The organism is Methylobacterium sp. FW102-HT35C08 (assembly GCF_058790235.1).
The window spans coordinates 6,041,685-6,055,451 of the sequence record NZ_JBYTCL010000002.1 but is presented as its reverse complement, the minus strand read 5'-3'; the positions used below and the strand labels follow the sequence as shown (position 1 = coordinate 6,055,451).

13 protein-coding genes are annotated in these 13,767 nt (G+C 70.0%); 6 read left to right on the top strand and 7 right to left on the bottom strand.

Features of this window, described 5'->3' with window-relative positions:
* Positions 1-81: 81 nt before the first annotated feature.
* Positions 82-1,401, top strand: coding sequence for an MFS transporter (locus AC3WSN_RS29000; RefSeq protein ID WP_492542672.1), 1,320 nt, complete (start codon positions 82-84; stop codon positions 1,399-1,401).
* A gap of 168 nt (positions 1,402-1,569) precedes the next feature.
* Here the strand turns inward: AC3WSN_RS29000 and AC3WSN_RS28995 are convergent, their stop codons facing one another.
* Positions 1,570-1,785, bottom strand: a complete 216-nt coding sequence (locus AC3WSN_RS28995; protein WP_492542670.1) for a hypothetical protein — start codon at positions 1,783-1,785, stop codon at positions 1,570-1,572.
* A 169-nt stretch (positions 1,786-1,954) separates the two neighbouring features.
* Here AC3WSN_RS28995 and AC3WSN_RS28990 point away from each other — a divergent pair, with 169 nt between their 5' ends.
* The 3 genes from AC3WSN_RS28990 to eda all read left to right on the top strand — a co-directional run bounded on the left by AC3WSN_RS28990 (position 1,955) and on the right by eda (position 5,956).
* The gene (locus tag AC3WSN_RS28990; protein WP_492542668.1) at positions 1,955-3,076 is read left to right on the top strand and encodes a type II asparaginase; all 1,122 of its coding nucleotides are present in this window, start codon (positions 1,955-1,957) and stop codon (positions 3,074-3,076) included.
* Between the two features lie 404 nt (positions 3,077-3,480).
* Positions 3,481-5,307, top strand: a complete 1,827-nt coding sequence (gene edd, locus AC3WSN_RS28985; protein WP_492542666.1) for a phosphogluconate dehydratase — start codon at positions 3,481-3,483, stop codon at positions 5,305-5,307.
* A gap of 22 nt (positions 5,308-5,329) precedes the next feature.
* Entirely contained in the window at positions 5,330-5,956 is a 627-nt protein-coding gene (gene eda, locus AC3WSN_RS28980; RefSeq protein ID WP_492542664.1) for a bifunctional 4-hydroxy-2-oxoglutarate aldolase/2-dehydro-3-deoxy-phosphogluconate aldolase, read from the top strand.
* Positions 5,957-6,162: 206 nt separating this feature from the next.
* On the opposite strand, the gene AC3WSN_RS28975 is transcribed toward eda, so the two are convergent.
* Together AC3WSN_RS28975 and AC3WSN_RS28970 are read right to left on the bottom strand one after the other, a co-directional pair.
* Positions 6,163-8,274 (bottom strand): ABC transporter ATP-binding protein/permease, encoded by a 2,112-nt coding sequence (locus AC3WSN_RS28975; protein WP_492542662.1) that lies wholly within the window; start codon positions 8,272-8,274, stop codon positions 6,163-6,165.
* Positions 8,275-8,426: 152 nt separating this feature from the next.
* Positions 8,427-8,636 carry a hypothetical protein gene (locus AC3WSN_RS28970; RefSeq protein WP_492542660.1) on the bottom strand — a complete coding sequence of 70 codons (210 nt, stop codon included), beginning with the start codon at positions 8,634-8,636 and terminating at the stop codon, positions 8,427-8,429.
* 398 nt (positions 8,637-9,034) lie between these two features.
* Between AC3WSN_RS28970 and AC3WSN_RS28965 the strand changes: the two genes are divergently transcribed.
* Positions 9,035-9,667, top strand: a complete 633-nt coding sequence (locus AC3WSN_RS28965; RefSeq protein WP_492542658.1) for a 2OG-Fe(II) oxygenase — start codon at positions 9,035-9,037, stop codon at positions 9,665-9,667.
* A gap of 22 nt (positions 9,668-9,689) precedes the next feature.
* Entirely contained in the window at positions 9,690-10,337 is a 648-nt protein-coding gene (locus AC3WSN_RS28960; protein WP_492542656.1) for a peptidase inhibitor family I36 protein, read from the top strand.
* 3 nt (positions 10,338-10,340) lie between these two features.
* On the opposite strand, the gene lpxB is transcribed toward AC3WSN_RS28960, so the two are convergent.
* From lpxB to fabZ, 4 genes are read right to left on the bottom strand one after another with little or no spacing between them, the layout of a single operon-like run.
* Positions 10,341-11,516 carry a lipid-A-disaccharide synthase gene (gene lpxB, locus AC3WSN_RS28955; RefSeq protein WP_492542654.1) on the bottom strand — a complete coding sequence of 392 codons (1,176 nt, stop codon included), beginning with the start codon at positions 11,514-11,516 and terminating at the stop codon, positions 10,341-10,343.
* Positions 11,513-12,376 carry an LpxI family protein gene (locus AC3WSN_RS28950; RefSeq protein ID WP_492542652.1) on the bottom strand — a complete coding sequence of 288 codons (864 nt, stop codon included), beginning with the start codon at positions 12,374-12,376 and terminating at the stop codon, positions 11,513-11,515. Before AC3WSN_RS28950 ends, lpxB begins: the two co-directional genes overlap by 4 nt.
* A gap of 12 nt (positions 12,377-12,388) precedes the next feature.
* Positions 12,389-13,207, bottom strand: coding sequence for an acyl-ACP--UDP-N-acetylglucosamine O-acyltransferase (lpxA, locus tag AC3WSN_RS28945; protein WP_192706619.1), 819 nt, complete (start codon positions 13,205-13,207; stop codon positions 12,389-12,391).
* Positions 13,204-13,680: a 3-hydroxyacyl-ACP dehydratase FabZ gene (gene fabZ / locus AC3WSN_RS28940; protein WP_192706618.1), complete on the bottom strand. Its 477-nt coding sequence runs from the start codon at positions 13,678-13,680 to the stop codon at positions 13,204-13,206. Before fabZ ends, lpxA begins: the two co-directional genes overlap by 4 nt.
* Positions 13,681-13,767 lie beyond the last annotated feature (87 nt).

Genomic DNA, 13,767 nt, shown 5'->3' with positions numbered 1-13,767 from the left:
CCTGTGCGCGCGTCGAGCATCGCGGCGGGCCGGCGAATCATGTGTACTGGGCCTCGCCGTCGATCGGGGGATCGAGGCACGATGGACAGGATCGACGGGGGCCGGCAGGCCCGGACTGCGCGCGTGCGGACCGCCGACACCAAAGCCCTGCGCGGGCTGGACGCGCTGAACTTCTTCCTCGCCGACGTGCGCGACGGCCTCGGCCCCTACCTCGCCATCTATCTCATCGCGGTGCGCGGCCCCGATCAGGGCTGGAACGAGGCCACGACCGGCCTCGTCATGACGATCGCGGGCATCCTCGGCCTCGTCGCGCAGACGCCGGCGGGCGCGCTGATCGACGCGACCAACCACAAGCGCGCCGTGGTGATCGGCGGCGCGATCGCGGTGACGGCGAGCTGCCTCGTCCTGCCGTTCATCGCGAACTTCTATCTCGTGACCGCGACACAATCGATCGCCCACGTCGCCGGGACGATCTTCCCGCCGGCGCTGGCCGCGATCACGCTGGGCCTCGTCGGCCCGAAGATGTTCGCCAAGCGGATCGGCCGCAACGAGGGCTTCAATCATGCCGGCAACGCGGTCTCGGCCGCGGTCGCGGGCGGGCTGGCCTACTTCTTCGGGCCGGTCGTGGTGTTCTGGCTGATGGGCGTGCTGGCGGCACTCTCGATCGGCGCCATGCTGATGGTGCCGGCCGACGCCATCGACAACGATCTCGCCCGCGGCATGACTGAGGATGAGGCGCAGACGCAGGAAAAGCCATCGGGCCTCGCCACCCTGCTGCAGAACCGGGCGCTGCTGCTGTTTGCGGTGCTGTGCGCGATCTTTCACCTCGCCAACGCGGCGATGCTGACCTCCGTGGGTCAGCTCCTCACGCACCTGTCGGGCAAGGATCACGCGACCTCGCTGATCGCCGTCTGCATCGTGGCGGCACAATGCGTGATGGTGCCGGTGGCGATCTTCGTGGGCGCCAAGGCCGACGTGATCGGCCGCAAGCCGATCTTCCTGGCGGCCTTCGGAGTCCTGGCGCTCCGCGGCGTGCTCTACACGATGTCGAACAACCCGTTCTGGCTGGTGGGCGTGCAGCTTCTCGACGGGATCGGCGCCGGCGTCTACGGCGCGCTGTTCCCGATCGTGGTGGCCGATCTCACCCGCGGCGGCGGTCGCTTCAACGCGGCCCAGGGCGCGGTCGCGACCGCACAGGGGATCGGCGCATCCCTGAGCGCGACGCTCGCTGGCGTGATCATCGTGTCGGCGGGCTATTCCACCGCATTCCTGGCGCTCGCGGCCATCGCGGCGCTGGGCTTCGTGCTCTACCTCATGCTGATGCCCGAGACCCGCGGCAGCGGCGCGAGCGAGCCCGAGAGCGACGGGACTCTACCGCCAGCCGTGCCGGCGAGCGCCTGAGTGGCGGATATTCCGGGGCTCCTTCGCCGACCCCGTTTTTGCGAGCGCAGCGACGCAACCCAGGGCAACGCGCCATCGCGAGGGTGGCACTGCTGGACAGCTTCGCGCCGCTCGCAGACGCTAAGAGGCAGCGGCGATTCTGACGGTGTCCCCTCCCACGGGGCGGCCTCAGAGGGCGACGGTTAGAACCGGATCCGGCAGCATCGCCGCGACCGTCGCCTCCGGCGGGGCCTTGCGCGAGACGTAGTAGAGATCGATGGCGCGCCAGAACGCGCCCTGCTCCTCGACCGATCGGCGGGCGAGGGAGCTCTCGAGGATCGACATCGCGGCCCGCGCGGGCTCGCTCCGCTCGAGTTCCTCGAGCAGGCCGGCGAGATGCAGCATGGGGGCTTACCTCCGAACGGACAGCAACCCCTAACAACGCCCGAGCGTGCCGAACGATCCCGAGACCGCGCGCGGCCGCATCCCGCACGATCCTTGCCTCGCGCGGAAGCGCGACTACCATCGCGGCACCGAGTCTGACTCGCTTTCCTTCAACCATCGAGGATCACCGATGTTCTCAAGCCGAAGCGGCGCGGCTCTTACCGCGCGCGGAGCGGTGTTCGCGCTGGCCCTGGCCAGCACGCTCGGGGCGGGTCCGCTCCTCGCCCGCGAGATGCCCGAGGCCGGCACGGCGGCGGCGGCGAAGAAGCCGAACGTCGTGATCCTCGCCACCGGCGGCACGATCGCGGGCGCCGGGGCGGATGCCGCCAACAGCGCCACCTACACGGCCGCCAAGGTTCCGGTCGACAAGCTGATCGCCGCCGTGCCCCAGATGAGCGCCGTCGCCAACGTGCGCGGCGAGCAGGTCTTCCAGATCGCCTCGGAGAGCTTCACGGATGCGCAGCTCGTCCAGCTCGGGAAGCGCGTGTCCCAGCTGCTGAAGCAGGACGACGTCGACGGCGTGGTCATCACCCACGGCACCGACACCCTGGAGGAGACGTCGTTCTTCCTCGACCTCGTAGTGAAGAGCGACAAGCCGATCGTGGTGGTCGGCTCGATGCGGCCCTCCACCGCGATCTCGGCGGACGGCGCCCTCAACCTGCTGGACGCCGTGACGGTGGCCGCCAGCAAGGAGGCGATCGGCCAGGGCGTCACCGTCACGATGAACGACACCATCCAGTCCGGCCGCGACGTGACCAAGCGGACCAACGTCGTGCCCAGCGCCTTCTACAGCCAGTGGGGACCGCTCGGCATGGTGATCGAGGGCAAGACCTACTTCTTCCGCTCCCTGTCGAAGCGCCACAACACGAGCTCGGAATTCGACATTGACCAGATCGACAGCCTGCCTTTGGTGGGCATCGTCTACGGCTCGGGCAACATGATCCCGGGCGTCTACGAAGCCGAGGTCCAGGCGGGCGCCAAGGCCATCGTCAACGCGGGCACCGGCAACGGCTCGGTGGCGGGCTACCTCGTCGACAAGCTCAAGGACATCCGGTCCAAGGGCACGCTCGTCATCCGCTCCTCGCGGGTGCCGGACGGCCTCGTCCTGCGCAATGCCGAGCAGCCCGACGACAAGTACGACTGGGTAGTCGCCCACGACCTCAACCCCGCCAAGGCCAAGATCCTGGCCGCCGTGGCGCTCACCAAGACCAGCGACACCAAGGAGTTGCAGCGGATCTTCTGGGAGTATTGAGCCCAGCGACGGGCCACGTCTTCCAAGCGCGACCGCACCCTGTAGCACGCCGCGAAGGAGCCCCGACGCGGCGTGCTGACGCCAGACAATGGCGTCAAGGCTGCCGTCTTTGTGAGCGGATCAGAGCAATCCAGTAGCGCCACGCCGTCTGGGGTCGCGCTGCCCTGGGTCACTTCGCTCCGCTCGTGATGACTTTGCGGACGGCGTCAGTCGAGGCGCCAACCGGAGCCGCCAAGACTTGGGGCTTCCTTGACGGCCTACCGCTCTGATGCTGCAACCGGTACCCGCCCCGGGTTACATCCCACGGCGCACCCCTTAGATACCGGCCAGCGCCGCGGTTGCGCGGGCCGAACCAAATCGCGGCCTTGGCCCCGCCCGGCGGCACCGATCCTGGAGGAACGAGCATGACCGAGCTTCATCCCGAGGTCGCGGCGGTCACCGAGCGCGTGGTGGCGCGCTCCCGCGAGACCCGGCGTGCCTATCTCGACCTGATCGCCCGCGAGCGCGAGGCGGGGGTCCGGCGCGGCAAGCTCGCCTGCGGCAACCTCGCCCACGGCTTCGCGGCTTCCGGCGAGGACAAGGCGGCGATCCGCGACGAGCGGACGGTGATGAACATCGGCATCGTCACCGCCTACAACGACATGCTCTCTGCCCATCAGCCCTACGGACGCTACCCGGACCAGATCAAGCTGTTCGCCCGGGAGCGCGGCGCGACCGCCCAGGTGGCGGGCGGCACGCCCGCCATGTGCGACGGCGTCACTCAGGGCCAGACCGGCATGGAGCTGTCGCTGTTCTCCCGCGACACCATCGCCCTGTCGACCGCCGTGGCGCTGAGCCATGGCATGTTCGACGGCGCGGCGCTGCTCGGCATCTGCGACAAGATCGTGCCGGGCCTGCTGATCGGCGCGCTGCGCTTCGGCCACCTGCCGACGATCCTGATCCCGGCCGGGCCGATGCCGTCGGGTCTCGCCAACAAGGAGAAGCAGCGAATCCGCCAGCTCTACGCCGAGGGCAAGGTCGGCCGGGCGGAACTGCTCGAATCCGAGTCTGCCTCCTATCATTCAGCCGGCACCTGCACGTTCTACGGCACCGCTAACTCGAACCAGATGATGATGGACATGATGGGCCTGCACATGCCGGGCGCGTCCTTCATCAATCCCGGCACGAAGCTGCGGCAGGCCGTGACCCGCGCGGCGATCCACCGGCTCACCGAGATCGGCGCGGCCGGCAACGATTACCGGCCGCTCGGCCTGTGTGTCGACGAGAAGGCGATCGTGAATGCCGCGGTCGGCCTGCTGGCCACGGGCGGCTCGACCAATCACGCGATCCACCTGCCGGCCATCGCCCGCGCCGCCGGCATCGTGATCGACTGGGAGGATATCGACCGCCTTTCCGGCGCCGTGCCGCTGATCGCCCGGGTCTATCCGAACGGGGCCGGCGACGTGAACCACTTCCATGCCGCGGGCGGCATGAGCTTCGTGATGGCCGCGCTGCTCGATGCAGGCCTCCTGCACGATGATATCCTGACGGTGGCGGGCCAGTCGCTGCGCGACCACGCCCGCGACCCGAAGCTCGCCGAGGAGGAGCTGGTCTTCGAGGATGCCGTGCCGGAGAGCCTCGACGACACGATGCTCCGCCGGCCCGAGAACCCGTTCCAGCCGGACGGCGGCATGCGGCTGGTGAAGGGCAATCTCGGCCGGGCGACCTTCAAGACCAGCGCCGTGGAGGAGCAGCGCCGGACCATCGAGGCCCCCGCCCGGGTCTTCTCGGATCAGGACGAGGTGCTCAAGGCATTCAAGGCCGGCGAGCTGGAGCGGGACGTCGTGGTGGTGGTCCGCTTCCAGGGCCCGAAGGCGAACGGCATGCCGGAGCTGCACAAGCTTACGCCGCCGCTCGGTGTGCTGCAGGACCGCGGCCACAAGGTCGCCCTGGTCACGGACGGGCGCATGTCAGGGGCGTCGGGCAAGGTTCCGGCCGCGATCCACGTGAGCCCCGAGGCGCTCGGCGGTGGCCCGATCGGTCGGATCCGCGATGGCGACGTCGTCCGTCTCAGCGCCGCCGAGGGGCTGCTGGAGGTGCTGGTTGGCGACGACGAGCTGGCCGCGCGCGCGGAGGCCGTCGCACCGGCACCCGCACAGGGCACCGGGCGCGAGCTGTTCGCGTTCATGCGCCATGGGGCCGACACGGCCGAGCGCGGCGCTTCGGCGATGCTCGCCGCCGCCGGCCTGTGAAACCGCACAGGAGGTGCCGACCATGAACGATCTGACCAGCATCGACGCTCTGATGCGTTCCGTGCCCGTCATTCCGGTCCTGGTGATCGACGACGTGGCCCATGCGCGGCCCGTCGCCGAGGCCCTGGTGAAGGGCGGCCTCACCGCCCTCGAGGTCACCCTACGCACGCCCGCCGCCCTCGACGTGATCCGGGAAATGACCCGGGTCGAGGGCGCGGTCATCGGGGCCGGGACGGTGCTCAATCCCCGCGACCTGGAAAACGCGCTCGCGGCTGGCGCCGAATTCATCGTCTCGCCCGGCCTGACCGAGCCGCTGACCGACGCCGCCAAGGCCAACGGCGTGCCCTATCTGCCGGGCGTCGCCACGGCGGCCGACATCATGCGCGGCCTGGGTCACGGGCTCGACCGGTTCAAGTTCTTCCCGGCCGAGGCCGCCGGCGGGATCAAGGCGCTGAAGGCGCACGCGGCAGTGTTCGGCGCGGTGCGGTTCTGCCCGACGGGCGGGATCACCGAGGCGACCGCCCCCGACTGGCTGGCGCTTCCCTCGGTGCTCTGCGTCGGGGGCAGCTGGGTGGTGAAACCCGGCACGCCGGATCCGGCGGCGATCGCGCAGGCGGCCCGGGCGGCCGCGGGGTTGCGGACGGCGTAAACGCAGCGACCGCCGTCCTTGCAAGCGGAGCGAAGCGATTCAGGGTCGCGCCACATCTCGAAGATGTCGCGCTGCCCTGGGTCACGTCGCTACGCTCGTGATGACGGGGAGGTCACGGCGCCCGCGTCGATCAACAAGAGACCGGATGGCTGAGTGGCCGGACAAGGCTCCCCTCCCCGTAGGGAGAAGAGCACTGGTGGGGCCCGCTACTCCGCCGGCAGCGGCTGCCGCTGGTCCCGTGGCGTGAACACCCCGCCCTTCGGCTCCAAGATGATGCGCCGGTCGTGGAAGGCCTCGAGCGTCGAGCGGTGGCCGATCGACACGATCGTCGTGCCCGGGAGCTTCTCGCGCAGCATCCGGTAGAGCGCCGCCTCTGAGGGCTCGTCCAGCGAGGCGGTCGCCTCGTCGAGGAACAGCCATTCCGGCTTGGCGAGCAGGGCGCGGGCGATGGCGAGGCGCTGCTGCTCGCCCCCCGAGAGCCGCCGCTCCCAGGTGTCGACCTCGTCGAGGCGGTCCACCAACGGGGCCAGCTGGGCCGCCGTCAGCGCATCCTTGATCGCCGCGTCGGAGAACTGATCGACGGTGTTCGGGTAGACGACGGCGCCGCGCAACGTGCCCTGGGGGATGTAGGGCCGCTGCGGCAGCAGCAGCGCCGATTGCCCGGCGGGCACGTCGACCCGGCCCTTGCCGAAGGGCCAGATCCCCGCGATCGCGCGGAACAGAGTCGACTTGCCCGAGCCGGACGGACCGGTGACCAGGGTTGCGCCGCCGCGCGGCAGGGTCAGTGCGTCGGCGGTGACGATCGGCCGCCCGTCCGGAAGCGCGAGGACGAGCCCGCGCGCGGTGACGTCGCCGGTGCTGTCGTTGCCCTGCACGAGGCCGTAGCCCGCTGCCTCCAGCGCCTCCGCCTTGGTCATCGCCCGGCGGAAGGAGCCGAGACGGATGGTGTTGGCCTTGTAGGCCGCCAGCGTCGTGTAGGAATCCACGAAGAACGACAGCGAGCTCTGCACCTGCCCGAAGGCCTGAGAGGTCTGCTGGAGCGCGCCCAACGTGATCTTCTTGGCGAAGAACGAGGGCGCCGCCAGCACCATCGGGAAGATCACGCTGGCCTGCCGGTAGCTGAACGTGAAGGCGATCAGCTTGATGCGGCGGAAGATGATGCCGATGTAGTTGTCGATGACGCTATGGAACAGCGTCGCGAGTCGCGAGGCCTCCGCCCGCTCGCCGCGCAGCAGCGCGATCTGCTCGGAATAGATGCGGTTGCGGGCGAGCGCGAAGCGGAAATTCGCCTCGACCTGCTCCTGCCGGAAGTCGAGCCCGATGAGCGGCCGACCGATCAGGTGGGTGAGCCAGGTGCCCACAACCGCGTAGGCGATCACCAGCCAGACCAGGAAGCCCGGGATCACCGCGTCGGTGAACGGCACGACGAAGTCGCGCGACAGGGTCCAGAGGATCACGATGAACGAGACGAGCTGTGCGGCTTGGCTGAGCAGCCGGATCGACAGCGTCGTGGTCTGCACGATGAAGCTGTTGACGTCGGCCTGGATGCGCTGATCCGGGTTGTCCGCCTCCTCGTCGGTGAACGGGATCCGGTAATGCGTGCCGTTGCCGAGCCAGCGCTCGTACAGGCTGTGGGTCAGCCACGTGCGCCAGCGGATCAGCAGCGAGGAATCCACGAACAGGTCGAACATGCCGATGGCGATGTTCATCGTGGCGAGCGGCACGAACACCCAGAGCAGCTGGTACCAGAAGGCGTTCGCGTCGTATTCCTGCAGTGAGTTGTAGATGTCGCGGTAGAAGAAATTGAACCGCAGCGTCAGCGCGACGTCGGCGAAGTTCACGAAGATCGAGAGCGCGACGAGGTTACGGCCGATCCGACCCTCGGTGGTGCCGAACCAGCGGAACAGGCCAATCTCCTTGGTCGGCTTGTCGCGGTTGGCGAAGTACGGGTCGGCGATGTTGGTGATCGCCCGGATCGGTTCGAGATACGAGATGCCGAGCACGATGGCGGCGAACACCACGGCGCCGGTGGCGGCGAAGGCCGGAGGCAGAAGCGCCGCGATCACCGGCGGCAGCAGGCCCATCGCCGCGATGGTCTTCGACCCGGCGAGCAGCAGGTAACCGACGCCGTAGACCGAGACGAAGACCTTCAGATAGGCCGAGATGCGGTTGGACGCGATCAGGATCGCCGCCATGGCGAAGCCGGCCAACGAGACGTAGAGCGGCGGGCTCGGGATACCGGGAACCGCCAGCAGGATCAGCGCGGCGACGGCCGTGAGCACGGCCTGGATTCCGAGCCCGGTCCTGAGTGCAGCCACGCGTCGATCCCCCGTCCCGTTCACACCCGGTCAAGGGCGCAACCCGGCGGCCTTGGCCCCGGCTGATGGCGAGATAGTGGCACTGGCCCCGCGCTGTCGCGTGAAACTTTCGTCACGTTGACGCGCTGCGGCGATTTAGGCCGTTGGCGCGCCTACCAGTTCCATTCCTCGAAGCCCGGCTCGCGGCACCGATAGCCGATCGGGCATTGCGGGTTGTCGCGGGTGGGGGCGAAGCGCAGCTCCGCGATCTCGGAGCCGCTGCACTGTCCGGGCCCGCTGACGAAGCGCTCTGGGGCAGCCCCCGCGACGATCACGACGTCGCCCTCGCCCTTCACCAACGCCATCGCCTCCGCGCAGCTCATCCGGGCGGTGACCGATCCGCGCGGCGCGCGCGGTTGCGCAAACGCCCCCGTCCCGGCCGCGACGGCGGCAAGGTGCGAGCACAGTAAAGCGAGGGCCAAAGGCCTCATCAAGAACGGATTCCAACACGGACCCGGGAAGAAAGCCCACGGGCATCGCACCATCCTGCACGGGCCGGCTGCCGGAGACTGTCACCGGAATGCGCCACCGCACGGCTTTCGCCGTCGGACCGCCGCAATCGGCGGATTATGAGATTTTCGGACCGCCGCGAAGCGTTGCACACTCCGAACCGGGGCCGCCTGCGCGGGCGACCCCGGCAAAGCGTCGCGAACGGCCTTCGGCACGCGTCTCCGGCGCCCGGCGTGCCGGTCGACCTGCGTCGGAGCCAAGGGATCCAACGATGTCCGCCCTCTCGATCCTTGACGTCTCTGCGGTGCGCGCCGCGCCCGTATCCCGGGAGCCCTACGCCTATACCCTCGGGAACAACGTGCTCAATCCGGACGCGATCGACGACATCCGGCGCGACTTTCCCAAGATCGGCAAGCCTGGTTACCTCACCGTCGACGAGGTCGCACTCAAGGGCCGGTTCAAGGCGCTGATCGACGAGCTGGAGAGCGACGAATTTTCCGCGATCCTCGGCGAGAAGTTCGGGATCGATCTGGTCTCGTGCCCGCGGCTCACGACGATCATGCGGCGCAGCCAGTTGAAATACGGCTCGATCCACACCGACGGCCCGTCGAAGGTGCTGACGCTCCTCGTCTACATGAACGACGCCTGGGACGCTCCCGCCGCGGGCCGCCTGCGGGTGCTCTACGACGGCAAGAACTACGAGCCATTCGCGGTCGAGGTGCCCCCGACCATGGGCACGATGTTCGCCTTCCAGAGGGCCGACAATTCCTGGCACGGCCACGAGCCGTTCGAGGGCGAGCGACGCGTGGTTCAGGTCGCGTGGCTCAAGGACGCGTCGGAGCTGGAGCGCAAGCGCAAGCGCAACCGCACGGCGCAGTTCCTGAAAGGCATCTTCGGCCGCTGATCGGACATTTGGGGGGTGGACGATGGGGGCGTTGGTGCTGGCCGATCCGGGAGGCGGAGCGCGTTCCGGTTCCGGGCGTCGCTACGCGTTGCCGGCGCTGCTCATTCTCGGATGGATCGGCCTGTTCGCCTACAGCGCCGCCTACCTGACCGAGGACCTGCCCTTCCGCTCGCAGCCGTCCGAGGCGACCGCCTCGGCAGATGCCGCCGCGCAGCGGGCACCATCGAGCCGGATCGTGATGCTCGATACGCCCGATCTGCCGACCCTGGCTACGCCTCCCGAGACAAAGTCGGAGCCCGCGCCGAGCGTGCCGGCCACGCCCGTGCCGGCGCCGCTCCCGGCCGCTCGACCCGCTCCGGCCTCAGCCCCGATCAGTGCCGAATACGTCGGCGTCTGGGGTCCGACGCCCGAGGCCTGCGGGTCTCGCTCTAGGCGGCGGGGCTATATTCCGGCAACGATCACGCAGGATCGCGCGCGGGCCGGCCGCACGGTCTGCACCTTTCACGACACCCGCCGCAGCGGGAGCGCCTGGGTCACGTCGGCCGAGTGCAGCGACCGCGGCCGCCACTGGTCCTCGCAGGTCCGCCTGACGGTGGAGGGCGATCACCTGACCTGGTCGAGCAGCCGCGGCACTTCGGCGTATATCCGCTGCAGCCGCCGCGCCGGCTGAGCGTCACGGTCCGGGGGCGACCAGCCCCGCAGCCTGCAGGACGATCCGCGCGGCGGCCCGGCTGGGCGTGTCCGCAGCCGCGAGCCGCATGCGGCCATCGATCCGGGCGAGCGCGGCGAGCTGCGCGTCCCGGACGGCGCCGCCAGACAGGAGCGGCTGCAGGGACTCCGCGAGGCGCGCGGGCGTGCAATCGGCCTGGACGAATTCCGGCATGGCGTTCTCGGCCAGGATCAGGTTCGGCAGCACGATGGTCGGAACCTGAATCAGGCGGCGGGCGATGAACTCCTCGGCCCGCGAGACCTTGTAGGCGACGACCATCGGGACGCCCGCGAGCGCCAGTTCCAGCGTCACCGTCCCCGAGGCGGCGAGCGCCGCGCGAGCCCCGCGGAACGCGGCGTATTTCGGTGCCTCGCCGGTGACGATCCGAACCGGGACCGGCCAATCCGCCGCCAAGCGCTCGATCAGCGCGCGGTGGCGCGTCACGGCCGGCAGCGAAGCCGCGATGGGCAGCGTGCGACCGACCTGGGCCAGCACCTGCCCGAAGACCGGCATCAGCCGCTCGATCTCGGACCGGCGCGACCCGGGCAGCACCACGAGGCTGTAGGGCTGCGCCTCGCGGCGCCCCAGTTCGGGATCGTTGGGACGCAGTTCCGACAGGCGCTCGATCAGCGGATGCCCGACATAGGTGCAGGGCGGCCCGCCGAGCCGCAGATGCGCGTCCGGCTCGAACGGGAGCAGGGCCAGGACATGATCGATGAAGGGCCGCATACCCTTCGCCCGCCAGGGACGCCAGGCCCAGACGCTGGGCGAGACGTAGTCGATGATCGGGATGCCGGGCGCGGCCTTGCGCACTCGCTTCGCCACCGCGTGGGTGAAGCCCGGGCTGTCGATGATCACCAGGACGTCCGGCCGGGCGCGCACCGCGGCCTCCGCGGTCTCGCGGATGCGGCGCAGCAGCGTCCGGGCCCGGGCGAGTACCGGCAGGTAGCCCATCACCGCCACGTCATCGAGGGGGAACAGGGACGTGAACCCGGCCTCCGCCATGGCCTCGCCGCCGACACCGCCGAAGGCGAGATCCGGCGCCGCCGCCCGCAGCGCCCGCATCAGCTTGGCCCCGAGCTGGTCACCGGAATCCTCGCCGGCCACGAGCCAGATCGTGCGGGACGGAGGGGCGCTCACGGCGCGCTCCCGTAGCCGGTCACGAACAGCCCAAGGCGATCAGCCTCCGCGGCGGTGGCCTCACGGTCGATCACCAGGGTACCGCCGGCCTCCAGCGCGAGGCCGACGCAGCCGGCCCGGGCCGCGTTCCGGACCGTGCGCGGGCCGACCGCCGGCAGGTCCACGCGCAGGTCCTGGCCGGCCTTGGGCGCCTTCACCAGCACGGTCGCCGGCAAGGGCCGCCCGAAGCCGAAGGGCCGGCGCCCGAGGGCGCGCGCCCGGGCGAGCATCCGGTCGGTGCCCTCCGGTCCCTCGACGGCGAGCACCCGGTCCCCCGCGACCGCCGTCGCCTGACCGAGATCGTAGGGCGACAGGGCCGATAGCACGGCCCGCCCGGTTCGGATCGAGGCGGATGCCTCCGCCTCCGGCGCCCGGCGGCCGATGGGTCCCTCCGGGCAGAGCAGGTCCGGCGCGGCCTCGTGGACGCCGAGGACCCTGTGTCCCTCCTCTTCGACGAGGGATAAGGCCGCGCGGAGCAGGCGGTCATCACCCCCGCCCGCGATGGCGCGCAGGGCCTCGCGGTTGCGCAGGGCCGCGCCGGCGTTGAGAATGGCGGCCGGGCTCGGGCGGGAGACGCCGCCGGCTGGCACGACCATGGCCGGCCCCCAACGGCGCAGCAGCTTCAGCGTCGCCGCGAGATCGAGAAGATCGACGGTCGCGTCGGCGCTGGCGCGCAGGGTCCGGCCGGTGAAGCCGCGCAACGCGATCACCCGGAACGGCCGGCGGGCCCGGCGGAGCGACTCGGCGACGAGTTCCGGCAGACGGCCGGCCCCGGCGATTAGGACAAGCGCCCCCTCGGGCGCGGGATCGGCGATCGCCATGCCCTGCGCCGGTCAGGCGGCGCTGATCGGGGTCGGCACCTCGCGCGGCGTGCAAATCGAGCGCTTGCCGCCGACGCGGATGAAGTCGAGGATCTCCCGCACCGCCGTGTGGGACTCGAAGGTGGCCGCGACGTCCTCGACGCGCTCCATCAGCGTGCCCTCGGGGGCGAAGAGCAGGCGGTAGGCCCGCCGCAGGGCGTGGATGTCCTCCCGCGCGAAGCCGCGGCGCTGCAGCCCGATGATGTTGAGCCCCGAGAGGGTGGCGCGGTTGCCGAGCACCATGCCGTACGGGATGCAATCGTTCTCCAGGCCGGAGAGGCCGCCCACGAAGGCATGCGCCCCGACGCGGGCAAACTGGATCACCGCGGCCCCGCCCCCGAGGATCGCGTAGTCGCCCACCGAGCAATGACCGGCCAGCATCACATTGTTCGAGAAGATCACGTGGTCGCCGACGCGGCAATCATGACCGACATGAGAGTTCGCCAGGAAGGTGCAATGGTCGCCGACCAGGGTCTCCAGCCCGCCGCCGCTGGTGCCGGGATTCATGGTGACGCCCTCGCGGATCAGGCAGTCGGAGCCGATCGTGAGGGTCGAGGCCTCGCCGCGGTACTTCAGATCCTGCGGCGGATGCCCGATCGACGCGAAGGGAAAGATCCGGGTGCGGGGACCGACATTGGTGCGACCTGCCAGCACGACATGGCTGACAAGCTCGCAATCGCGGCCGAGCACCACCTCGCCGCCGACATGGCAGAACGGGCCGATCCGCGCCCCGTCGCCGATTTCGGCGCCGGGCTCGATCACGGCGCTCGGATGGATGAACGGCGCGCTCACTCCGTCACCAGCATGGCGCCGATCTCGGCCTCCGCAACCAGCGTCCCGTCGACCCGGGCCTCGCCGCGGAACCACCACATGGTCCGGCGCTGGTTCATCTTCGTCATGTGGAAGCGCACCTGGTCCCCGGGGGTGACGGGCTTGCGGAACTTGCACTTGTCGATGGTCATGAAGAACACCTGCTTGGTGCGCAGCTCGTCGGTCCGGATGTGACGGCAGCAGATGGCGCCCGCCGTCTGCGCCATGCCTTCGATCAGGAGCACGCCGGGGAAGACCGGCAGGCCCGGGAAATGTCCCATGAACTGCGGCTCGTTGGCGGTGACGTTCTTGATGCCGACGCAGGATTCGTCGCGGTCGATCTCGACGATGCGGTCCACCATCAGGAATGGATAGCGGTGCGGCAGCAGCTCCAGCAGCGTCTGGATATCGGCTGTGCCCAGCTCGCCGCCGGTCTCGCGCGCCGCCTCACTCATCAGATTTCGCACCTCGACGTGCCGCCCGAGGCGGCCTGGGATCCGGCCGCCGACGGCGGACGGATCGCCCTCTTCGGAAGAAATCGT